The 23,463-nt window shown below is 51.3% G+C and carries 13 protein-coding genes, 6 tRNA genes, 3 rRNA genes and 1 pseudogene; 20 read left to right on the forward strand and 3 right to left on the reverse strand.

The features are described from left to right. Positions 1-58: 58 nt before the first annotated feature. The 7 genes from WC1_RS00205 (at position 59) to birA (ending at position 7,463) form a co-directional block, all read left to right on the forward strand. Positions 59-1,600, forward strand: a 16S ribosomal RNA gene (locus tag WC1_RS00205). Between the two features lie 71 nt (positions 1,601-1,671). Beyond that, a tRNA-Ile gene (locus tag WC1_RS00200) sits at positions 1,672-1,748 on the forward strand. 105 nt (positions 1,749-1,853) lie between these two features. Continuing rightward, positions 1,854-1,929: transfer RNA gene (locus WC1_RS00195), tRNA-Ala, on the forward strand. A 206-nt stretch (positions 1,930-2,135) separates the two neighbouring features. Continuing rightward, positions 2,136-5,042 (forward strand): 23S ribosomal RNA (locus tag WC1_RS00190). A gap of 95 nt (positions 5,043-5,137) precedes the next feature. After that, positions 5,138-5,253, forward strand: a 5S ribosomal RNA gene (gene rrf / locus WC1_RS00185). Together the 16S, 23S and 5S rRNA genes with 2 tRNA genes alongside form the textbook arrangement of a ribosomal RNA operon. 222 nt (positions 5,254-5,475) lie before the next feature. Continuing rightward, positions 5,476-6,504, forward strand: coding sequence for a UDP-N-acetylmuramate dehydrogenase (murB, locus tag WC1_RS00180; RefSeq protein WP_003845339.1), 1,029 nt, complete (start codon positions 5,476-5,478; stop codon positions 6,502-6,504). Further along, a complete protein-coding gene (birA, locus tag WC1_RS00175) occupies positions 6,501-7,463 on the forward strand; it encodes a bifunctional biotin--[acetyl-CoA-carboxylase] ligase/biotin operon repressor BirA (RefSeq protein ID WP_003031105.1) in 963 nt (320 codons plus the stop codon). Before murB ends, birA begins: the two co-directional genes overlap by 4 nt. 33 nt (positions 7,464-7,496) lie before the next feature. Here birA and coaA read toward each other — a convergent pair whose 3' ends face one another. Both coaA and WC1_RS25055 read right to left on the reverse strand, forming a co-directional pair. Continuing rightward, on the reverse strand, positions 7,497-8,447 hold the full coding sequence (coaA, locus tag WC1_RS00170) for a type I pantothenate kinase (RefSeq protein WP_003031107.1): 951 nt from the start codon (positions 8,445-8,447) through the stop codon (positions 7,497-7,499). Positions 8,448-8,737: 290 nt separating this feature from the next. Beyond that, positions 8,738-8,818: pseudogene (locus WC1_RS25055) on the reverse strand (hypothetical protein); the annotation flags it as partial. 19 nt (positions 8,819-8,837) lie between these two features. Here WC1_RS25055 and WC1_RS00165 point away from each other — a divergent pair. The 13 genes from WC1_RS00165 (at position 8,838) to rpoC (ending at position 23,031) form a co-directional block, all read left to right on the forward strand. Continuing rightward, positions 8,838-8,913, forward strand: a tRNA-Thr gene (locus WC1_RS00165). Between the two features lie 8 nt (positions 8,914-8,921). Further along, positions 8,922-9,006: transfer RNA gene (locus WC1_RS00160), tRNA-Tyr, on the forward strand. Positions 9,007-9,120: 114 nt separating this feature from the next. Continuing rightward, positions 9,121-9,195: transfer RNA gene (locus tag WC1_RS00155), tRNA-Gly, on the forward strand. Positions 9,196-9,200: 5 nt separating this feature from the next. Beyond that, positions 9,201-9,276: transfer RNA gene (locus tag WC1_RS00150), tRNA-Thr, on the forward strand. Between the two features lie 118 nt (positions 9,277-9,394). Further along, positions 9,395-10,579: an elongation factor Tu gene (gene tuf, locus WC1_RS00145; RefSeq protein ID WP_003031109.1), complete on the forward strand. Its 1,185-nt coding sequence runs from the start codon at positions 9,395-9,397 to the stop codon at positions 10,577-10,579. A gap of 230 nt (positions 10,580-10,809) precedes the next feature. Continuing rightward, a complete protein-coding gene (gene secE, locus WC1_RS00140; protein WP_003033128.1) occupies positions 10,810-11,193 on the forward strand; it encodes a preprotein translocase subunit SecE in 384 nt (127 codons plus the stop codon). Between the two features lies 1 nt (position 11,194). After that, positions 11,195-11,740, forward strand: a complete 546-nt coding sequence (nusG, locus tag WC1_RS00135) for a transcription termination/antitermination protein NusG (protein ID WP_003033125.1) — start codon at positions 11,195-11,197, stop codon at positions 11,738-11,740. A gap of 154 nt (positions 11,741-11,894) precedes the next feature. Next, positions 11,895-12,323, forward strand: coding sequence for a 50S ribosomal protein L11 (gene rplK / locus WC1_RS00130; protein WP_003033122.1), 429 nt, complete (start codon positions 11,895-11,897; stop codon positions 12,321-12,323). 3 nt (positions 12,324-12,326) lie between these two features. Then, positions 12,327-13,034: a 50S ribosomal protein L1 gene (gene rplA, locus WC1_RS00125; protein WP_003033119.1), complete on the forward strand. Its 708-nt coding sequence runs from the start codon at positions 12,327-12,329 to the stop codon at positions 13,032-13,034. Between the two features lie 418 nt (positions 13,035-13,452). Beyond that, a complete protein-coding gene (gene rplJ, locus WC1_RS00120; RefSeq protein ID WP_001207203.1) occupies positions 13,453-13,950 on the forward strand; it encodes a 50S ribosomal protein L10 in 498 nt (165 codons plus the stop codon). A gap of 66 nt (positions 13,951-14,016) precedes the next feature. Beyond that, positions 14,017-14,382 (forward strand): 50S ribosomal protein L7/L12, encoded by a 366-nt coding sequence (rplL, locus tag WC1_RS00115; RefSeq protein WP_003033114.1) that lies wholly within the window; start codon positions 14,017-14,019, stop codon positions 14,380-14,382. Between the two features lie 320 nt (positions 14,383-14,702). Then, positions 14,703-18,731, forward strand: coding sequence for a DNA-directed RNA polymerase subunit beta (gene rpoB / locus WC1_RS00110; RefSeq protein ID WP_003033111.1), 4,029 nt, complete (start codon positions 14,703-14,705; stop codon positions 18,729-18,731). A 76-nt stretch (positions 18,732-18,807) separates the two neighbouring features. Beyond that, positions 18,808-23,031, forward strand: a complete 4,224-nt coding sequence (gene rpoC, locus WC1_RS00105) for a DNA-directed RNA polymerase subunit beta' (protein ID WP_003033107.1) — start codon at positions 18,808-18,810, stop codon at positions 23,029-23,031. 111 nt (positions 23,032-23,142) lie between these two features. On the opposite strand, the gene WC1_RS00100 is transcribed toward rpoC, so the two are convergent. Beyond that, positions 23,143-23,460 (reverse strand): PTS lactose/cellobiose transporter subunit IIA, encoded by a 318-nt coding sequence (locus WC1_RS00100; protein ID WP_003033104.1) that lies wholly within the window; start codon positions 23,458-23,460, stop codon positions 23,143-23,145. Positions 23,461-23,463: the final 3 nt, after the last annotated feature.

Here is a 23,463-nt window from a genome sequence, read left to right on the forward strand (position 1 = left end):
GTCTCTTGAGTGAACATACGTAATTCATTACGAAGTTTAATTCACGAGCATCAAACTTAAATTGAAGAGTTTGATCATGGCTCAGATTGAACGCTGGCGGCAGGCCTAACACATGCAAGTCGAACGGTAGCACAGAGGAGCTTGCTCCTTGGGTGACGAGTGGCGGACGGGTGAGTAATGTCTGGGAAACTGCCCGATGGAGGGGGATAACTACTGGAAACGGTAGCTAATACCGCATAACGTCGCAAGACCAAAGAGGGGGACCTTCGGGCCTCTTGCCATCGGATGTGCCCAGATGGGATTAGCTAGTAGGTGGGGTAACGGCTCACCTAGGCGACGATCCCTAGCTGGTCTGAGAGGATGACCAGCCACACTGGAACTGAGACACGGTCCAGACTCCTACGGGAGGCAGCAGTGGGGAATATTGCACAATGGGCGCAAGCCTGATGCAGCCATGCCGCGTGTATGAAGAAGGCCTTCGGGTTGTAAAGTACTTTCAGCGAGGAGGAAGGCATTAAGGTTAATAACCTTAATGATTGACGTTACTCGCAGAAGAAGCACCGGCTAACTCCGTGCCAGCAGCCGCGGTAATACGGAGGGTGCAAGCGTTAATCGGAATTACTGGGCGTAAAGCGCACGCAGGCGGTCTGTCAAGTCGGATGTGAAATCCCCGGGCTCAACCTGGGAACTGCATCCGAAACTGGCAGGCTAGAGTCTTGTAGAGGGGGGTAGAATTCCAGGTGTAGCGGTGAAATGCGTAGAGATCTGGAGGAATACCGGTGGCGAAGGCGGCCCCCTGGACAAAGACTGACGCTCAGGTGCGAAAGCGTGGGGAGCAAACAGGATTAGATACCCTGGTAGTCCACGCCGTAAACGATGTCGACTTGGAGGTTGTGCCCTTGAGGCGTGGCTTCCGGAGCTAACGCGTTAAGTCGACCGCCTGGGGAGTACGGCCGCAAGGTTAAAACTCAAATGAATTGACGGGGGCCCGCACAAGCGGTGGAGCATGTGGTTTAATTCGATGCAACGCGAAGAACCTTACCTACTCTTGACATCCAGAGAACTTAGCAGAGATGCTTTGGTGCCTTCGGGAACTCTGAGACAGGTGCTGCATGGCTGTCGTCAGCTCGTGTTGTGAAATGTTGGGTTAAGTCCCGCAACGAGCGCAACCCTTATCCTTTGTTGCCAGCGGTCCGGCCGGGAACTCAAAGGAGACTGCCAGTGATAAACTGGAGGAAGGTGGGGATGACGTCAAGTCATCATGGCCCTTACGAGTAGGGCTACACACGTGCTACAATGGCATATACAAAGAGAAGCGACCTCGCGAGAGCAAGCGGACCTCATAAAGTATGTCGTAGTCCGGATTGGAGTCTGCAACTCGACTCCATGAAGTCGGAATCGCTAGTAATCGTAGATCAGAATGCCACGGTGAATACGTTCCCGGGCCTTGTACACACCGCCCGTCACACCATGGGAGTGGGTTGCAAAAGAAGTAGGTAGCTTAACCTTCGGGAGGGCGCTTACCACTTTGTGATTCATGACTGGGGTGAAGTCGTAACAAGGTAACCGTAGGGGAACCTGCGGTTGGATCACCTCCTTACCTTAAAGAAACGTTCTTTGTAGTGCTCACACAGATTGTCTGATGAAAATTAGCAGTAAGAAAATCTCTGCAGGCTTGTAGCTCAGGTGGTTAGAGCGCACCCCTGATAAGGGTGAGGTCGGTGGTTCAAGTCCACTCAGGCCTACCAAATTCTTTCTGATACCGCGTTGTGAAACGACTCGCATACTTCAGTATGCTTCGCCGCTCCACGCCTTGTCTCAGCAGGAATTAAGGTGAATGAGATAACTACGATGGGGCTATAGCTCAGCTGGGAGAGCGCCTGCCTTGCACGCAGGAGGTCTGCGGTTCGATCCCGCATAGCTCCACCATCTTTACTGCAAAAACACAAGAAAACTTCAGAGTGTACCTGAAAAGGTTCACTGCGAAGTTTTGCTCTTTAAAAATCTGGATCAAGCTGAAAATTGAAACGACACACTGTTTCATTTCTCCGTAATAAGAAATGAAAAATGGTGTGTTCGAGTCTCTCAAATTTTCGCAACACGATGGTGTTTTACGAAACATCTTCGGGTTGTGAGGTTAAGCGACTAAGCGTACACGGTGGATGCCCTGGCAGTCAGAGGCGATGAAGGACGTGCTAATCTGCGATAAGCGTCGGTAAGGTGATATGAACCGTTATAACCGGCGATTTCCGAATGGGGAAACCCAGTGTGATCCGTCACACTATCATTACGTGAATACATAGCGTAATGAAGCGAACCGGGGGAACTGAAACATCTAAGTACCCCGAGGAAAAGAAATCAACCGAGATTCCCCCAGTAGCGGCGAGCGAACGGGGAGCAGCCCAGAGTCTGAATCAGCTTGTGTGTTAGTGGAACGGTCTGGAAAGTCCGACGATACAGGGTGATAGTCCCGTACACCAAAATGCACAGGTTGTGAACTCGAAGAGTAGGGCGGGACACGTGGTATCCTGTCTGAATATGGGGGGACCATCCTCCAAGGCTAAATACTCCTGACTGACCGATAGTGAACCAGTACCGTGAGGGAAAGGCGAAAAGAACCCCGGCGAGGGGAGTGAAAAAGAACCTGAAACCGTGTACGTACAAGCAGTGGGAGCCTCTTTATGGGGTGACTGCGTACCTTTTGTATAATGGGTCAGCGACTTATATTCTGTAGCAAGGTTAACCGTATAGGGGAGCCGAAGGGAAACCGAGTCTTAACTGGGCGTTAAGTTGCAGGGTATAGACCCGAAACCCGGTGATCTAGCCATGGGCAGGTTGAAGGTTGGGTAACACTAACTGGAGGACCGAACCGACTAATGTTGAAAAATTAGCGGATGACTTGTGGCTGGGGGTGAAAGGCCAATCAAACCGGGAGATAGCTGGTTCTCCCCGAAAGCTATTTAGGTAGCGCCTCGTGAACTCATCTTCGGGGGTAGAGCACTGTTTCGGCTAGGGGGTCATCCCGACTTACCAACCCGATGCAAACTGCGAATACCGAAGAATGTTATCACGGGAGACACACGGCGGGTGCTAACGTCCGTCGTGAAGAGGGAAACAACCCAGACCGCCAGCTAAGGTCCCAAAGTCATGGTTAAGTGGGAAACGATGTGGGAAGGCACAGACAGCCAGGATGTTGGCTTAGAAGCAGCCATCATTTAAAGAAAGCGTAATAGCTCACTGGTCGAGTCGGCCTGCGCGGAAGATGTAACGGGGCTAAACCATGCACCGAAGCTGCGGCAGCGACACTATGTGTTGTTGGGTAGGGGAGCGTTCTGTAAGCCGTTGAAGGTGTGCTGTGAGGCATGCTGGAGGTATCAGAAGTGCGAATGCTGACATAAGTAACGATAATGCGGGTGAAAAACCCGCACGCCGGAAGACCAAGGGTTCCTGTCCAACGTTAATCGGGGCAGGGTGAGTCGACCCCTAAGGCGAGGCCGAAAGGCGTAGTCGATGGGAAACAGGTTAATATTCCTGTACTTGGTGTTACTGCGAAGGGGGGACGGAGAAGGCTATGTTAGCCGGGCGACGGTTGTCCCGGTTTAAGCATGTAGGCGGAGGTTCCAGGTAAATCCGGTACCTTTTTAACGCTGAGGTGTGATGACGAGGCACTACGGTGCTGAAGTAACAAATGCCCTGCTTCCAGGAAAAGCCTCTAAGCATCAGGTAACACGAAATCGTACCCCAAACCGACACAGGTGGTCAGGTAGAGAATACCAAGGCGCTTGAGAGAACTCGGGTGAAGGAACTAGGCAAAATGGTGCCGTAACTTCGGGAGAAGGCACGCTGATATGTAGGTGAAGTGATTTACTCATGGAGCTGAAATCAGTCGAAGATACCAGCTGGCTGCAACTGTTTATTAAAAACACAGCACTGTGCAAACACGAAAGTGGACGTATACGGTGTGACGCCTGCCCGGTGCCGGAAGGTTAATTGATGGGGTTATCCGTAAGGAGAAGCTCTTGATCGAAGCCCCGGTAAACGGCGGCCGTAACTATAACGGTCCTAAGGTAGCGAAATTCCTTGTCGGGTAAGTTCCGACCTGCACGAATGGCGTAATGATGGCCAGGCTGTCTCCACCCGAGACTCAGTGAAATTGAACTCGCTGTGAAGATGCAGTGTACCCGCGGCAAGACGGAAAGACCCCGTGAACCTTTACTATAGCTTGACACTGAACACTGGTCCTTGATGTGTAGGATAGGTGGGAGGCTTTGAAGTGTGGACGCCAGTCTGCATGGAGCCATCCTTGAAATACCACCCTTTAATGGCTGGTGTTCTAACGTGGACCCGTTACCCGGGTTGCGGACAGTGTCTGGTGGGTAGTTTGACTGGGGCGGTCTCCTCCTAAAGAGTAACGGAGGAGCACGAAGGTTAGCTAATCCTGGTCGGACATCAGGAGGTTAGTGCAAAGGCATAAGCTAGCTTGACTGCGAGAGTGACGGCTCGAGCAGGTGCGAAAGCAGGTCTTAGTGATCCGGTGGTTCTGAATGGAAGGGCCATCGCTCAACGGATAAAAGGTACTCCGGGGATAACAGGCTGATACCGCCCAAGAGTTCATATCGACGGCGGTGTTTGGCACCTCGATGTCGGCTCATCACATCCTGGGGCTGAAGTAGGTCCCAAGGGTATGGCTGTTCGCCATTTAAAGTGGTACGCGAGCTGGGTTTAGAACGTCGTGAGACAGTTCGGTCCCTATCTGCCGTGGGCGCTGGAGAATTGAGGGGGGCTGCTCCTAGTACGAGAGGACCGGAGTGGACGCATCACTGGTGTTCGGGTTGTCATGCCAATGGCATTGCCCGGTAGCTAAATGCGGAAGAGATAAGTGCTGAAAGCATCTAAGCACGAAACTTGCCCCGAGATGAGTTCTCCCTGAGACTATAAGTCTCCTGAAGGAACGTTAAAGACGATGACGTTGATAGGTCGGGTGTGTAAGTGTAGCGATACATTGAGCTAACCGATACTAATGAACCGTGAGGCTTAACCTTACAACGCCGAAGATGTTTTGGCGAAAGACAGACATCATATTCAGCTTGATACAGATAACATTAACCGGCGAAAAGCGGGTTAATAACAGAATTTGCCTGGCGGCTGTAGCGCGGTGGTCCCACCTGACCCCATGCCGAACTCAGAAGTGAAACGCCGTAGCGCCGATGGTAGTGTGGGGTCTCCCCATGCGAGAGTAGGGAACTGCCAGGCATCAAATAAAGTGAAGAAGCCCATCCTGACGGATGGGCTTTTTTGCGTGTGTGCGGGGTAAAAACCGCCGGGCTGAACGTATTGTGCAGGCCTGATAAGCGCAGCGCATCACGCACATCGCAGCACCATCGGGTGCAAAGCAATATCCTGAGCCTCCATAACACAAGCCATCCTGCGGTATATGCGGTAAACTAGGCGCGATTTTGCATCAGGAAAGCGTCTATGAATCACTCCCTTAAAGCCTGGAACACCTTCGGTATCGATCAGCAAACGAATGAACTTGTCTGCGCCGAAAATGAACAACAATTACTGAATGCCTGGCAATTAGCCAATGCATCGCATCATCCAGTACTGATTCTGGGCGAAGGGAGTAACGTCCTGTTTCTTGATACCTTCCAGGGTACGGTGATCGTCAATCGTATTAAGGGTATTGAGATTACAGAGCAACCTGATGCGTGGCATTTGCACGTAGGCGCGGGTGAAAACTGGCATCAGTTGGTGTGCTATGCGCTGGAGCACAACATGCCTGGCCTGGAAAATCTGGCACTTATTCCGGGCTGTGTCGGCTCATCGCCAATCCAGAACATTGGTGCTTATGGTGTGGAACTTCAGCGTGTTTGCGAATATGTGGACTGCATTGAACTGGCGACCGGCAAACATCTGCGCGTCAGTGCTACAGAATGCCGTTTTGGTTACCGTGACAGCATCTTCAAGCATGAATACCAGGATCGTTTCGCAATTGTAGCCGTTGGTCTGCGCTTACCTAAACAGTGGCAGCCCGTTTTGACTTACGGTGACCTGACGCGTCTGGATCCTACAACAGTTACACCTCAGCAGGTTTTTGATTCAGTCTGCCATATGCGCACGACAAAACTGCCCGATCCGAAAGTAAACGGTAATGCGGGTAGCTTCTTTAAAAACCCAGTTGTCACTGGGAATATTGCGCAGGAGCTCCTGGCTAAATTCCCAACAGCACCTCATTACCCGCAGGCTGATGGTTCTGTGAAACTGGCAGCAGGCTGGCTTATCGATCAGTGCCAGCTAAAAGGTATGCGCATTGGTGGCGCGGCGGTACATCAGCAGCAGGCACTGGTGCTGATCAATGCAGATAATGCGACGAGTCAGGATGTAGTGCAACTTGCACACCATGTGCGCCAAAAAGTCGGTGAGAAATTTAATGTCTGGCTCGAACCAGAGGTCCGGTTTATTGGTCCGCAGGGTGAAATGAATGCTGTGGAGATCATTGCATGAAGGATAATACCGTCCCTCTGACGCTTATTTCATTATTGGCCGATGGAGAATTTCATTCCGGTGAGCAGCTCGGTGAAACGTTGGGAATGAGCCGTGCCGCAATCAATAAGCATGTCCAGACGTTGCGCGACTGGGGGGTTGATGTCTTTACTGTTCCAGGTAAAGGATACAGCTTACCGGAGCCTATCCAACTATTAGATGCCTCACTTATTCATTCTCAACTGGATGGTGGAAATATCACTGTCCTGCCGGTTATCGACTCAACCAATCAGTACCTGATGGACCGAATAGGTCAGCTGGAGTCAGGGGATGCCTGCGTCGCTGAATATCAGCAGGCCGGGCGCGGCCGCCGTGGTCGGAAATGGTTTTCACCGTTTGGTGCCAACCTTTACCTCTCAATGTTCTGGCGGCTGGAACAAGGACCGGCCGCCGCGATTGGCCTGAGTCTGGTTATTGGTATCGTCATGGCTGAGGTTTTGCGCGATCTGGGTGCGGATAAAGTCCGTGTAAAATGGCCCAACGACCTCTATTTACTCGACCGTAAACTGGCAGGGATCCTGGTTGAACTGACCGGTAAGACAGGTGATGCCGCGCAAATTGTTATCGGCGCAGGTATTAATATGTCCATGCGCCGGGTTGAGGAAAATGTGGTTAATCAAGGCTGGATTAACCTGCAGGAAGCGGGCATTAACATTGACCGCAATACCCTTGCTGCCCGACTGATACGTGAGTTGCGCGCTGCGTTGGTGCTCTTTGAGCACGAAGGATTAGCACCGTATCTGTCTCGCTGGAAGAAACTGGATAACTTTATCGACCGCCCGGTAAAACTTATTATTGGTGATAAAGAAATATTTGGTATCTCTCGTGGAATAGACGCGCAAGGTGCATTATTGCTTGAACAAAATGGCGAGATCAAACCCTGGATGGGTGGAGAAATATCGCTGAGAAGTGCTGAATAATAAAAAAGGGGAGCTGAGGCTCCCCTTTTTTATTTATTTACGTAGCCTGACTTGCTCAACGGCATGATTGGCGCTTTTAGTCATAATCAAGCTGGCTCTTTCACGTGTTGGTAAAATGTTTTGCTTTAAATTCAGCCAGTTAATTTCTTTCCATAGCGATGTGGCAGTATTGATAGCCTCATCTTCTGATAATTTTGCATAGTTATGGAAATAAGAGTCCGGGTTGGTAAACGCCCCTTCACGGAATTTCAGAAAGCGGTTGATATACCACGTCTGGAGTAATTCTTCTGGCGCATCAACATAAATAGAAAAGTCGACAAAGTCAGAAACAAATACATGATGTGGATCGTGAGGATAGTCCATCCCGCTTTGTAATACATTTAACCCTTCGAGTATTAATATGTCGGGCTGGGCAACGGTTTTGTCGCCATCAGGGATCACATCATAGATGAGATGGGAATAGACCGGTGCCGTGACGTTAGGTACACCTGATTTCAGATCGGAAACGAATTTAACCAAGCGATGCATATCATAGGACTGGGGGAAGCCTTTCTTCTTCATTAGTCCACGATCTTTCAATACCTGGTTAGGGTGGAGAAAGCCATCGGTAGTAATCAATTCAACCTTACGATGCTCTGGCCAGCGACTGAGCAAGGCCTGCAAAACACGCGCTGTCGTACTTTTACCGACGGCAACGCTGCCAGCAATACTAATAATATAAGGAATACGCTCGCCATTCGTGCCTAAAAATTGCTCCAGCACTGCCTGACGTCGCAGGTTTGAACTGATGTAAAAGTTTAGCAAACGCGAGAGAGGCAAATAAATCTCGGCAACTTCTTCCAGCGATAAGTCTTCGTTAATGCCTTTAAGACGAGCAATCTCTTCCTCGGTCAGGGTCATCGGCACGGAATCACGAAGCGCAGCCCACTGGTTGCGATCAAACTGTAGGTAAGGCGACGTTAACGCTTGCTCTTTTATACTCATACGCATGGTCTGGCTGTCATTGCTATATCAGGTCTGCGGTAAAAAACGAAATCATCCCCGGTACGCAATGGCACGCACATTTCAGTTAATTTGGACAATGGGCAGGAGGGTAACACCAGATGGAGGGGAATAATAAGAAAAAATCATCCTCTGAAATGCAATGTGACGGGTATTCCAGATGTATAAAGATGTGCTTTCTCTCTATCAACGCGCGCATGCCGGAGCAAAATTCCTCCCTGAGGTGGCACCTGGCGTTGGAAATTTGTCCAATCCAAAGAAGAAATAGATTATTTATCGGTCGCATAGTGCAAAATGTGAGCGATAGAACATTTTATGCAATTTTTTAGTTGCATGAGTGCGCATGTCTCCATAAAATGCGCGCTACTTGATGCCGACTTAGCTCAGTAGGTAGAGCAACTGACTTGTAATCAGTAGGTCACCAGTTCGATTCCGGTAGTCGGCACCATCAAGTCCGGTGGGGTTCCCGAGCGGCCAAAGGGAGCAGACTGTAAATCTGCCGTCACAGACTTCGAAGGTTCGAATCCTTCCCCCACCACCACTTTCTGGCAGCGTTATCGCCGCCTGAGTTGATTAAAAAATTAATCAGCTCGAACAGAAAAGAGAGAAATCTCTTTTTTGTTACAGAAAGAACTGGGTAGCCGAGTTTCAGGATGCGGGCATCGTATAATGGCTATTACCTCAGCCTTCCAAGCTGATGATGCGGGTTCGATTCCCGCTGCCCGCTCCAGACGTGCTGATATGGCTCAGTTGGTAGAGCGCACCCTTGGTAAGGGTGAGGTCCCCAGTTCGACTCTGGGTATCAGCACCACTTCACTTCTCCTTCCCGTTTCTCTCTGTTTACTTTTAAAAGCATTCAACAGCTCAGGTATATTGCCTGGTTGATGTGGTGATATCACCGATTTATCCGTGTCTTAGAGGGACAATCGATGTCTAAAGAAAAATTTGAACGTACTAAACCGCACGTTAACGTCGGTACTATCGGCCACGTTGACCATGGTAAAACAACGCTGACCGCTGCAATCACTACCGTACTGGCTAAAACCTACGGCGGTGCTGCTCGCGCATTCGATCAGATCGATAACGCGCCGGAAGAAAAAGCACGTGGTATCACCATCAACACTTCTCACGTTGAATATGACACCCCGACTCGCCACTACGCACACGTAGACTGCCCGGGCCACGCCGACTATGTTAAAAACATGATCACCGGTGCTGCGCAGATGGACGGCGCGATCCTGGTTGTTGCTGCGACTGACGGCCCGATGCCGCAGACTCGTGAGCACATCCTGCTGGGTCGTCAGGTAGGCGTTCCGTACATCATCGTGTTCCTGAACAAATGCGACATGGTTGATGACGAAGAGCTGCTGGAACTGGTAGAAATGGAAGTTCGTGAACTTCTGTCTCAGTACGATTTCCCGGGCGACGACACGCCGATCGTTCGTGGTTCTGCTCTGAAAGCGCTGGAAGGCGAAGCAGAGTGGGAAGCGAAAATCATCGAACTGGCTGGCTTCCTGGATTCTTACATCCCAGAACCAGAGCGTGCGATTGACAAGCCGTTCCTGCTGCCTATCGAAGACGTATTCTCCATCTCCGGTCGTGGTACCGTTGTTACCGGTCGTGTAGAGCGCGGTATCATCAAAGTTGGTGAAGAAGTTGAAATCGTTGGTATCAAAGAGACTGCTAAGTCTACCTGTACTGGCGTTGAAATGTTCCGCAAACTGCTGGACGAAGGCCGTGCTGGTGAGAACGTTGGTGTTCTGCTGCGTGGTATCAAACGTGAAGAAATCGAACGTGGTCAGGTACTGGCTAAGCCGGGCTCTATCAAGCCGCACACCAAGTTCGAATCTGAAGTGTACATTCTGTCCAAAGACGAAGGCGGCCGTCATACTCCGTTCTTCAAAGGCTACCGTCCGCAGTTCTACTTCCGTACTACTGACGTGACTGGTACCATCGAACTGCCGGAAGGCGTAGAGATGGTAATGCCGGGCGACAACATCAAAATGGTTGTTACCCTGATCCACCCGATCGCGATGGACGACGGTCTGCGTTTCGCAATCCGTGAAGGCGGCCGTACTGTTGGTGCGGGCGTTGTTGCCAAAGTAATGAGCTAATTGCCGAATAACATTTGACGCAATGCGCAATAAAAGGGCATCATTTGATGCCCTTTTTGCACGCTTTCACACCAGAACCTGGCTCATCAGTGATTTTTTTTGTCATAATCATTGCTGAGACAGGCTCTGAAGAGGGCGTTTAGTCCGAAACGCACCAGAGCATTTCGGTTTGGATCGCCTCGCTTACGCGGGGTGAAAATGTTTGTAGAATACTTCTGACAGGTTGGTTTATGAGTGCGAATACCGAAGCTCAAGGAAGCGGGCGCGGCCTGGAAGCGATGAAGTGGGTTGTTGTCGCTGTATTGCTGCTTGTAGCTATCGTTGGCAACTACCTCTATCGTGACATGATGCTGCCGCTGCGTGCGCTGGCCGTAGTGATTCTGATTGCCGCAGCGGGTGGTGTCGCGCTGTTGACAACAAAAGGTAAAGCGACCGTTGCTTTTGCCCGTGAAGCGAGAACCGAAGTCCGTAAGGTCATTTGGCCAACTCGCCAGGAAACATTGCACACCACATTAATTGTGGCTGCGGTTACCGCAGTAATGTCACTGATCCTGTGGGGACTGGATGGTATTCTGGTTCGCCTGGTATCCTTTATCACTGGCCTGAGGTTCTAAGATGTCTGAAGCCCCTAAAAAGCGCTGGTACGTCGTTCAGGCGTTTTCCGGTTTTGAAGGCCGCGTAGCCACGTCGCTGCGCGAATATATCAAGTTACAAAATATGGAAGAGCTGTTTGGCGAAGTCATGGTGCCGACCGAAGAAGTGGTCGAAATCCGTGGTGGCCAGCGTCGCAAGAGCGAACGTAAATTCTTCCCGGGCTATGTACTGGTCCAGATGGTGATGAATGACGCAAGCTGGCACCTGGTGCGTAGCGTGCCGCGTGTGATGGGCTTTATCGGTGGTACATCTGACCGTCCGGCGCCGATCAGCGACAAAGAAGTTGATGCGATCATGAACCGTCTGCAGCAGGTTGGTGATAAACCGCGTCCGAAAACGATGTTTGAGCCAGGTGAAATGGTTCGCGTTAGTGACGGTCCGTTTGCTGACTTTAACGGCGTGGTTGAAGAAGTGGACTACGAGAAGTCCCGCCTGAAAGTCTCTGTTTCTATCTTTGGTCGTGCGACCCCGGTAGAACTGGACTTTGCCCAGGTAGAAAAAGCCTAAACAGCGATCAAAAAAGCGGCGATTTAATCGTTGCACAAGGCGCGAGATTGGAATACAATTTCGCGCCTTTTGTTTTTATGGACCCTGTCCGTAAAACGAATTTAATCACGGGGAGCCTCCTTGAGGCGCTATAACCCAACTAGAGGAATTTAGAATGGCTAAGAAAGTCCAGGCCTATGTCAAGCTGCAAGTTGCAGCTGGTATGGCTAACCCGAGTCCGCCGGTAGGTCCAGCACTGGGTCAACAAGGCGTGAACATCATGGAATTCTGCAAAGCGTTCAACGCAAAAACTGATTCCATGGAAAAAGGTCTGCCGATCCCGGTTGTTATCACCGTTTACGCTGACCGTTCTTTCACTTTCGTTACCAAAACGCCTCCGGCAGCAGTTCTGCTGAAGAAAGCGGCTGGTATCAAGTCTGGTTCCGGTAAGCCGAACAAAGACAAAGTGGGTAAAATTTCCCGCGCTCAGCTGCAGGAAATCGCGCAGACCAAAGCTGCCGACATGACTGGTTCCGACATTGAAGCGATGACTCGCTCCATTGAAGGTACTGCACGTTCCATGGGCCTGGTAGTGGAGGACTAAGAAATGGCTAAACTGACCAAGCGTATGCGCGTGATCCGTGACAAAGTTGATGCAACTAAACAGTACGACATCAACGAAGCTATTGCTCTGCTGAAAGAGCTGGCCACTGCTAAATTCGTAGAAAGCGTAGACGTTGCCGTTAACCTCGGCATCGATGCTCGTAAATCTGACCAGAACGTACGTGGTGCAACTGTACTGCCGCACGGTACTGGCCGTTCCGTTCGCGTAGCCGTATTTGCCCAGGGCGCAAACGCTGAAGCTGCTAAAGCTGCAGGCGCTGAGCTGGTAGGTATGGAAGATCTGGCTGACCAGATTAAGAAAGGCGAAATGAACTTTGACGTTGTTATTGCTTCCCCGGATGCAATGCGCGTTGTTGGCCAGTTGGGTCAGGTTCTGGGCCCGCGCGGCCTGATGCCAAACCCGAAAGTTGGTACTGTAACCCCTAACGTTGCTGAAGCGGTTAAGAACGCTAAAGCAGGTCAGGTTCGTTACCGTAACGACAAAAACGGCATCATCCATACCACCATCGGTAAAGTGGATTTTGACGCTGACAAACTGAAAGAAAACCTGGAATCTCTGCTGGTTGCGCTGAAAAAAGCGAAACCGACTCAGGCTAAAGGCGTGTACATCAAGAAAGTTAGCATCTCCACCACCATGGGTGCTGGTGTTGCCGTTGATCAGTCCGGTCTGACTGCGACTGTGGCGAACTAATATTCGCCTTTACGTGGGCGGTGATTTTGTCTACAATCTTACCCCCACGTTTCTGTTGAAATAAACAGAACTCTATGCGAGTCATTTGAATTGTAGCAAGGCAGCAATTGAGTGAATCGCCGGGAGTGTAGTTAACTACATGACCGGTGTGAACGAGAGCAGCTAACACAGCTACGGTTCAAAGGGCGAAGTCATAGACAAGATTTGTTCGTTGGAGCCTGGCCTATCCAGGCCTCCGTCGAAGACCGCAGGTGTTTCGTAAGAAACTTAATGCCCTGCGTAGACGGTGACAGAACGCTAAGATTATTTCTGATACTCTGGCTTGTTTCTGCTCACCGTATTTAGACGCTCTCTCCGTTGGTGAGAGTGAAGTGAGTTCCGGAACATGAGTTCCGGCAAACATCCAGGAGCAAAGCTAATGGCTTTAAATCTTCAAGACAAACAAGCGATTGTTGCTGAAGTCAGCGAAGTAGCCAAAGGCGCGCTGTCTGCAGTAGTTGCGGATTCCCGTGGCGTAACTGTAGATAAAATGACTGAACTGCGTAAAGCAGGTCGTGAAGCTGGCGTATACATGCGTGTTGTTCGTAACACCCTGCTGCGCCGCGTCGTTGAAGGTACTCAGTTCGAGTGCCTGAAAGACACGTTTGTTGGTCCGACCCTGATTGCATACTCTATGGAACACCCGGGCGCTGCTGCTCGTCTGTTCAAAGAGTTCGCGAAAGCGAATGCAAAATTTGAGGTCAAAGCCGCAGCCTTTGAAGGTGAATTGATCCCGGCATCGCAAATCGATCGCCTGGCAACTCTGCCGACCTACGAAGAAGCAATTGCACGCCTGATGGCAACCATGAAAGAAGCTTCGGCTGGCAAACTGGTTCGTACTCTGGCTGCTGTACGCGATGCGAAAGAAGCTGCCTAATCGCAGTTATCTTTCTCAAGCATCTGCTTACGTATAAACTTATTCTGATTTTCAGGAACAATTTAAATGTCTATCACTAAAGATCAAATCATTGAAGCAGTATCCGCTATGTCCGTAATGGACGTTGTAGAACTGATCTCTGCAATGGAAGAAAAATTCGGTGTTTCCGCTGCTGCTGCTGTAGCTGTAGCTGCTGGCCCGGCTGAAGCTGCTGAAGAAAAAACTGAATTCGACGTAATTCTGAAAGCTGCTGGCGCTAACAAAGTTGCTGTTATCAAAGCAGTACGTGGCGCAACTGGTCTGGGTCTGAAAGAAGCTAAAGACCTGGTAGAATCTGCTCCGGCTGCCCTGAAAGAAGGCATCAGCAAAGACGACGCAGAAGCACTGAAAAAATCTCTGGAAGAAGCTGGCGCTGAAGTTGAAGTTAAATAAGCCAACTTTTCTGGTTGCAGCCTAAGAAATTAGGCTGATGGCTGGTGACTTTTTAGTCACCAGCCTTTTTGCGCTGTAAGGCGCCAGTAGCATTTCACACTGTTTGACTACTGCTGTGCCTTTCAATGCTTGTTTCTATCGACGTCTTAATATACTGCGACAGAGCATCAGTTCTGTGTAAATCGCAATGAAATGGTTTAAGCGTGATAGCAACAGGCATTGCGGAAAGTATTCGATTTTCCGGTCAACAAAATAGTGTTGCACAAACTGTCCCTTCGTCGGACAGATGGGTCGACTTGTCAGCGAGCTGAGGAACCCTAATGGTTTACTCCTATACCGAGAAAAAACGTATTCGTAAGGATTTTGGTAAACGTCCACAAGTGTTGGACATACCTTATCTCCTTTCTATCCAGCTTGACTCGTTTCAGAAGTTCATCGAGCAAGATCCTGAAGGGCAGTATGGTCTGGAAGCAGCTTTCCGTTCCGTTTTCCCGATTCAGAGCTACAGCGGTAATTCCGAGCTGCAATACGTCAGCTACCGCCTTGGCGAACCGGTGTTTGACGTTCAGGAATGTCAGATCCGTGGCGTGACCTATTCCGCACCGCTGCGCGTAAAACTGCGTCTGGTGATCTACGAGCGCGAAGCGCCGGAAGGCACCGTAAAAGACATTAAAGAACAAGAAGTCTACATGGGCGAAATTCCGCTCATGACTGACAACGGTACCTTTGTAATCAATGGTACTGAGCGTGTTATCGTTTCTCAGCTGCACCGTAGTCCTGGCGTCTTCTTTGACTCCGACAAAGGTAAAACCCACTCTTCGGGTAAAGTGCTGTATAACGCGCGCATCATCCCTTACCGTGGTTCCTGGCTGGACTTCGAATTCGATCCGAAGGACAACCTGTTCGTACGTATTGACCGTCGCCGTAAACTGCCTGCGACCATTATTCTGCGTGCACTGAACTACACCACTGAGCAGATCCTTGACCTGTTCTTTGAAAAAGTTGTTTTCGAAATTCGCGACAACAAGCTGCAGATGGAACTGGTGCCGGAACGCCTGCGTGGTGAAACCGCCTCCTTTGACATTGAAGCTAACGGCAAAGTCTACGTCGAAAAAGGCCGTCGCATCACTGCGCGCCACATTCGCCAACTGGAAAAAGACGATATCAAACATATCGAAGTTCCGGTTGAATACATTGCTGGTAAAGTTGCGGCTAAAGACTACGTTGACGAATCTACTGGCGAGTTGATCTGCGCAGCTAACATGGAGCTCAGCCTGGATCTGCTGGCTAAGCTGAGCCAGTCTGGTCACAAGCGTATCGAAACGCTGTTCACTAACGATCTGGACCACGGTCCGTACATTTCTGAAACTGTACGCGTCGACCCAACCAACGATCGTCTGAGCGCACTGGTAGAAATCTACCGCATGATGCGTCCTGGTGAGCCGCCGACTCGTGAAGCTGCTGAAAGCCTGTTCGAGAACCTGTTCTTCTCCGAAGACCGCTATGACCTGTCTGCGGTCGGTCGTATGAAGTTCAACCGTTCTCTGCTGCGCGACGAAATCGAAGGTTCCGGTATCCTGAGCAAAGACGACATCATCGAAGTGATGAAGAAGCTCATCGATATCCGTAACGGTAAAGGCGAAGTCGATGATATCGACCACCTCGGCAACCGTCGTATCCGTTCCGTAGGCGAAATGGCGGAAAACCAGTTCCGCGTTGGCCTGGTACGTGTTGAGCGTGCGGTGAAAGAGCGTCTGTCTCTGGGCGATCTGGATACCCTGATGCCTCAGGATATGATCAACGCCAAGCCGATTTCTGCAGCAGTGAAAGAGTTCTTTGGTTCCAGCCAGCTGTCTCAGTTTATGGACCAGAACAACCCGCTGTCTGAGATTACGCACAAACGTCGTATCTCTGCACTCGGCCCAGGCGGTCTGACCCGTGAACGCGCAGGCTTCGAAGTTCGAGACGTACACCCGACTCACTACGGTCGCGTATGTCCAATCGAAACGCCTGAAGGTCCGAACATCGGTCTGATCAACTCCCTGTCCGTGTATGCACAGACTAACGAATACGGCTTCCTCGAGACTCCGTACCGTAAAGTGACCGACGGTGTTGTAACTGACGAAATTCATTACCTGTCTGCTATCGAAGAAGGCAACTACGTTATCGCTCAGGCGAACTCCAACCTGGATGACGAAGGCCACTTTGTAGAAGATCTGGTTACCTGCCGTAGCAAAGGCGAATCCAGCTTGTTCAGCCGTGATCAGGTTGACTACATGGACGTATCCACCCAGCAGGTGGTATCCGTCGGTGCGTCCCTGATCCCGTTCCTGGAACACGATGACGCCAACCGTGCATTGATGGGTGCGAACATGCAACGTCAGGCGGTTCCGACTCTGCGCGCTGATAAGCCGCTGGTTGGTACCGGTATGGAACGTGCTGTTGCCGTTGACTCCGGTGTTACTGCAGTTGCTAAACGTGGCGGTACTGTTCAGTACGTGGATGCTTCCCGTATCGTTATCAAAGTTAACGAAGACGAGATGTACCCGGGCGAAGCAGGTATCGACATTTATAACCTGACCAAATACACCCGTTCTAACCAGAACACCTGTATCAACCAGATGCCTTGCGTATCTCTGGGCGAGCCGGTTGAACGTGGTGATGTGCTGGCTGACGGTCCGTCCACCGACCTCGGTGAACTGGCGCTGGGCCAGAACATGCGCGTGGCATTCATGCCATGGAATGGTTACAACTTCGAAGACTCCATCCTCGTATCCGAGCGTGTTGTCCAGGAAGACCGTTTCACCACCATCCACATTCAGGAACTGGCATGTGTGTCCCGTGACACCAAGCTGGGGCCAGAAGAGATCACCGCTGACATCCCGAACGTGGGTGAAGCTGCGCTCTCCAAACTGGATGAATCCGGTATCGTTTATATCGGTGCGGAAGTGACCGGTGGCGACATTCTGGTTGGTAAGGTAACGCCGAAAGGTGAAACCCAACTGACGCCAGAAGAGAAGCTGCTGCGTGCGATCTTCGGTGAGAAAGCGTCTGACGTTAAAGACTCTTCTCTGCGCGTGCCAAACGGTGTTTCCGGTACGATTATCGACGTTCAGGTCTTTACTCGCGATGGCGTAGAAAAAGACAAACGTGCGCTGGAAATCGAAGAGATGCAGCTGAAGCAGGCGAAAAAAGACCTGTCTGAAGAACTGCAGATCCTCGAAGCTGGCCTGTTCAGCCGTATCTACGCTGTGCTGGTTTCCGGTGGTGTTGAAGCTGAGAAGCTCGACAAACTGCCACGCGACCGCTGGTTAGAACTCGGCCTGACCGACGAAGAAAAACAGAATCAGCTGGAACAACTGGCTGAGCAGTACGACGAACTGAAACACGAATTCGAGAAAAAACTCGAAGCGAAACGCCGTAAAATCACTCAGGGCGACGATCTGGCACCGGGCGTGCTGAAGATTGTTAAGGTTTATCTGGCGGTTAAACGTCGGATCCAGCCTGGTGATAAGATGGCAGGTCGTCACGGTAACAAGGGTGTAATCTCTAAGATCAACCCGATCGAAGATATGCCACACGATGCTAACGGTACGCCGGTAGATATCGTACTGAACCCGCTGGGCGTACCATCGCGTATGAACATCGGTCAGATCCTTGAAACCCACCTGGGTATGGCTGCAAAAGGTATCGGCGATAAGATCAACGCCATGCTGAAACAGCAGCAGGAAGTCGCGAAACTGCGCGAATTCATCCAGCGTGCTTACGATCTGGGTTCAGATGTTCGTCAGAAAGTTGACCTGAATACCTTCAGTGATGAAGAAGTTCTGCGTCTGGCTGAAAACCTGAAAAAAGGTATGCCGATCGCAACGCCGGTATTCGACGGTGCGAAAGAGTCTGAAATCAAGGAACTGTTACAGCTGGGTGGCCTGCCGACTTCCGGTCAGATCACACTGTTCGACGGTCGTACAGGTGAGCAGTTCGAGCGCCAGGTTACCGTTGGCTACATGTACATGCTGAAACTGAACCACCTGGTTGATGACAAGATGCATGCGCGTTCTACCGGTTCTTACAGCCTGGTTACTCAGCAGCCGCTGGGTGGTAAGGCGCAGTTCGGTGGTCAGCGCTTCGGGGAGATGGAAGTGTGGGCGCTGGAAGCATATGGCGCAGCATACACCCTGCAGGAAATGCTCACCGTTAAGTCTGATGACGTGAACGGTCGTACTAAGATGTATAAAAACATCGTGGACGGCAACCATCAGATGGAACCAGGCATGCCGGAATCCTTCAACGTACTGTTGAAAGAGATTCGTTCGCTGGGTATCAACATCGAGCTGGAAGACGAGTAACTCTCGATCAAACAGGTCACTGGTGCTGGCGTAACAGCCAGCGCCAGATTGTGCTAACTCCGACGGGAGCAAATCCGTGAAAGATTTATTAAAGTTTCTGAAAGCGCAGACTAAAACCGAAGAGTTTGATGCGATCAAAATTGCTCTGGCCTCGCCAGACATGATCCGTTCATGGTCTTTCGGTGAAGTTAAGAAGCCGGAAACCATCAACTACCGTACGTTCAAACCTGAACGTGACGGCCTTTTCTGCGCCCGTATCTTTGGGCCGGTAAAAGACTACGAGTGCCTGTGCGGTAAGTACAAGCGCCTGAAACACCGTGGTGTGATCTGTGAGAAGTGCGGCGTTGAAGTGACCCAGACCAAAGTACGCCGTGAGCGTATGGGCCACATCGAGCTGGCGTCTCCGACTGCTCACATCTGGTTCCTGAAATCTCTGCCGTCCCGTATCGGTTTGCTGCTTGATATGCCGCTGCGTGATATCGAACGCGTACTGTACTTCGAATCTTATGTGGTTATCGAAGGCGGTATGACTAACCTGGAACGTCAACAGATCCTGACTGAAGAGCAGTATCTGGACGCGCTGGAAGAGTTCGGTGACGAATTTGACGCGAAGATGGGTGCGGAAGCAATCCAGGCCCTGCTGAAGAGCATGGATCTGGAGCAAGAGTGTGAAACTCTGCGCGAAGAGCTGAACGAAACCAACTCCGAAACCAAGCGTAAGAAGCTGACCAAGCGTATCAAACTGCTGGAAGCCTTCGTACAGTCTGGCAACAAGCCAGAGTGGATGATCCTGACCGTTCTGCCGGTTCTGCCGCCAGATCTGCGTCCGCTGGTTCCGCTGGATGGTGGTCGTTTCGCAACGTCGGATCTGAACGATCTGTATCGTCGCGTTATCAACCGTAACAACCGTCTGAAGCGTCTGCTGGATCTGGCTGCGCCGGACATCATCGTACGCAACGAAAAACGTATGCTGCAGGAAGCGGTTGACGCCCTGCTGGATAACGGTCGTCGCGGTCGTGCGATCACCGGTTCTAACAAACGTCCTCTGAAATCTTTGGCCGACATGATCAAAGGTAAGCAGGGTCGTTTCCGTCAGAACCTGCTCGGTAAGCGTGTTGACTACTCCGGTCGTTCTGTAATCACCGTAGGTCCATACCTGCGTCTGCATCAGTGCGGCCTGCCGAAGAAAATGGCACTGGAACTGTTCAAACCGTTCATCTACGGCAAGCTGGAACTGCGTGGCCTGGCCACCACCATCAAAGCCGCTAAGAAAATGGTTGAGCGTGAAGAAGCTGTCGTTTGGGATATCCTGGACGAAGTTATCCGCGAACACCCGGTACTGCTGAACCGTGCACCAACACTGCACCGTCTGGGTATCCAGGCATTTGAACCGGTACTGATCGAAGGTAAAGCTATCCAGCTTCACCCGCTGGTTTGTGCGGCATATAACGCCGACTTCGATGGTGACCAGATGGCTGTTCACGTACCGCTGACGCTGGAAGCCCAGCTCGAAGCGCGTGCGCTGATGATGTCTACCAACAACATCCTGTCTCCGGCGAACGGCGAACCTATCATCGTTCCGTCTCAGGACGTTGTATTGGGTCTGTACTACATGACCCGTGACTGTGTTAACGCCAAAGGCGAAGGCATGGTGCTGACTGGCCCGAAAGAAGCTGAGCGTATCTATCGCGCAGGTCTGGCCTCTCTGCATGCGCGCGTTAAAGTGCGTATCACTGAATACGAAAAAGATGAAAACGGCGAATTCGTTGCGCACACCAGTCTGAAAGACACGACCGTTGGTCGCGCCATTCTGTGGATGATCGTACCGAAAGGTCTGCCTTTCTCCATCGTTAACCAGGCGCTGGGCAAGAAAGCTATCTCCAAAATGCTGAACACCTGTTACCGCATTCTGGGCCTGAAGCCGACCGTTATCTTCGCTGACCAGACAATGTACACCGGCTTTGCTTATGCAGCGCGTTCAGGTGCATCTGTTGGTATTGATGACATGGTCATCCCAGAGAAGAAACACGAGATCATCTCTGAAGCGGAAGCTGAAGTTGCTGAGATCCAGGAGCAGTTCCAGTCCGGTCTGGTAACCGCGGGCGAACGCTATAACAAAGTTATCGATATCTGGGCTGCGGCGAACGATCGTGTATCCAAAGCGATGATGGATAACCTGCAAACCGAAACTGTTATTAACCGTGACGGCGTAGAAGAGCAGCAGGTTTCCTTCAACAGCATCTACATGATGGCCGACTCCGGTGCGCGTGGTTCTGCAGCACAGATTCGTCAGCTGGCCGGTATGCGTGGTCTGATGGCGAAGCCAGATGGCTCCATCATCGAAACGCCAATCACCGCGAACTTCCGTGAAGGTCTGAACGTACTCCAGTACTTCATCTCTACTCACGGTGCGCGTAAAGGTCTGGCGGATACCGCACTGAAAACAGCGAACTCCGGTTATCTGACTCGTCGTCTGGTCGACGTTGCGCAGGACCTGGTTGTTACTGAAGACGATTGCGGCACTCTGGAAGGCATCACCATGACCCCGGTTATCGAGGGTGGTGATGTTAAAGAGCCGCTGCGCGATCGCGTTCTGGGTCGTGTGACTGCTGAAGACGTTCTGAAGCCGGGTACGGCGGATATTCTGGTTCCACGCAACACGCTGCTGCACGAACAGTGGTGTGACCTGCTGGAAGAGAACTCCGTTGACTCCGTCAAAGTCCGTTCTGTTGTATCTTGTGACACCGACTTTGGTGTATGTGCGCACTGCTACGGTCGTGACCTGGCGCGTGGCCACATCATCAACAAAGGTGAAGCAATCGGCGTTATCGCGGCACAGTCCATCGGTGAACCGGGTACACAGCTGACGATGCGTACGTTCCACATCGGTGGTGCGGCATCTCGTGCGGCTGCTGAATCCAGCATTCAGGTGAAAAACAAAGGTAGCATCCGTCTGAGCAATGCGAAGTCGGTTGTGAACTCCAGCGGTAAACTGGTTATCACCTCACGTAACACCGAACTGAAACTGATCGACGAATTCGGCCGTACCAAAGAAAGCTATAAAGTGCCTTACGGCTCCGTTATGGCGAAAGGTGATGGCGAACAGGTTGCTGGCGGCGAAACCGTAGCAAACTGGGATCCGCACACCATGCCGGTTATCACCGAAGTGAGTGGTTTCGTCCGCTTCACTGACATGATCGACGGCCAGACCATTACTCGTCAGACCGACGAGCTGACCGGTCTGTCTTCTCTGGTGGTTCTGGATTCTGCAGAGCGTACTGCGGGTGGTAAAGACCTGCGTCCGGCACTGAAAATTGTTGATGCTCAGGGCAACGACGTTCTGATCCCAGGCACCGATATGCCTGCTCAGTACTTCCTGCCGGGTAAAGCGATTGTTCAGTTGGAAGATGGCGTACAGATCAGTTCTGGTGACACCCTGGCGCGTGTTCCGCAGGAATCCGGCGGTACCAAGGATATCACCGGTGGTCTGCCGCGCGTTGCTGACCTGTTCGAAGCACGTCGTCCGAAAGAGCCGGCAATCCTGGCTGAAATCAGCGGCATCATTTCCTTCGGTAAAGAAACCAAAGGTAAACGTCGTCTGGTTATCACCCCGGTAGACGGTAGCGAACCGTACGAAGAGATGATTCCGAAATGGCGTCAGCTCAACGTGTTCGAAGGTGAACGTGTAGAACGTGGTGACGTTGTTTCCGACGGTCCGGAAGCGCCGCACGACATCCTGCGTCTGCGTGGTGTGCATGCTGTAACTCGTTACATTGTTAACGAAGTTCAGGACGTATACCGTCTGCAGGGTGTTAAGATTAACGATAAACACATCGAAGTTATCGTTCGTCAGATGCTGCGTAAAGCCACCATCGAAAGCGCTGGTAGCTCCGACTTCCTGGAAGGCGAGCAGGTTGAATACTCCCGCGTCAAGATCGCTAACCGCGAGCTGGAAGCGAACGGCAAAGTGGGTGCAACGTTCTCCCGCGATCTGCTGGGTATCACCAAAGCGTCTCTGGCAACCGAGTCCTTCATCTCTGCAGCATCGTTCCAGGAAACCACGCGTGTCCTGACCGAAGCCGCTGTTGCAGGTAAACGTGATGAACTGCGCGGTCTGAAAGAGAACGTAATCGTGGGTCGTCTGATCCCGGCAGGTACCGGTTACGCGTACCACCAGGATCGTATGCGCCGTCGCGCAGCGGGCGAACTGCCAGCTGCACCGCAGGTGACTGCTGAAGATGCGTCTGCCAGCCTGGCAGAACTGCTGAACGCAGGCCTGGGCGGTTCTGACAACGATTAATCGTTGCCGACCATAATAAAAAACCCGCTTCGGCGGGTTTTTTTATGTCCAGGTTTATTTCTGATGGCGCTTATCAGGTCTACGAGGCTACGAAGCCATCCGGCAGTGTCATTAATTTACCGGCGGTAACCGCCGATAAAGCTCAATCATATCTCCCGCCAAATCCTGAATCACCATCGCGTTCATCAGGTGATCCTGCGAATGGACGGTGATGAGATTAACCGGTAGCTTGCCGGTTCCTTCGTCAATTCCGATCAGCTGGGTCTGGATTTTATGCGCTTGTTTAACGTACTCGCGTGATTCCGTCATCGCTTGTTCTGCACCGGAGAAATCACCTTTACGCGCCAGTTGCAATGCCGTCAGGGCCTGGCTGCGTGCAGCGCCAGCGTTTACCAATAACTCCATGATGATCGTTTCTAACTCTTCCATACC

The organism is Citrobacter sp. KTE30 (assembly GCF_000398825.1).
Lineage (GTDB): Bacteria > Pseudomonadota > Gammaproteobacteria > Enterobacterales > Enterobacteriaceae > Citrobacter > Citrobacter freundii.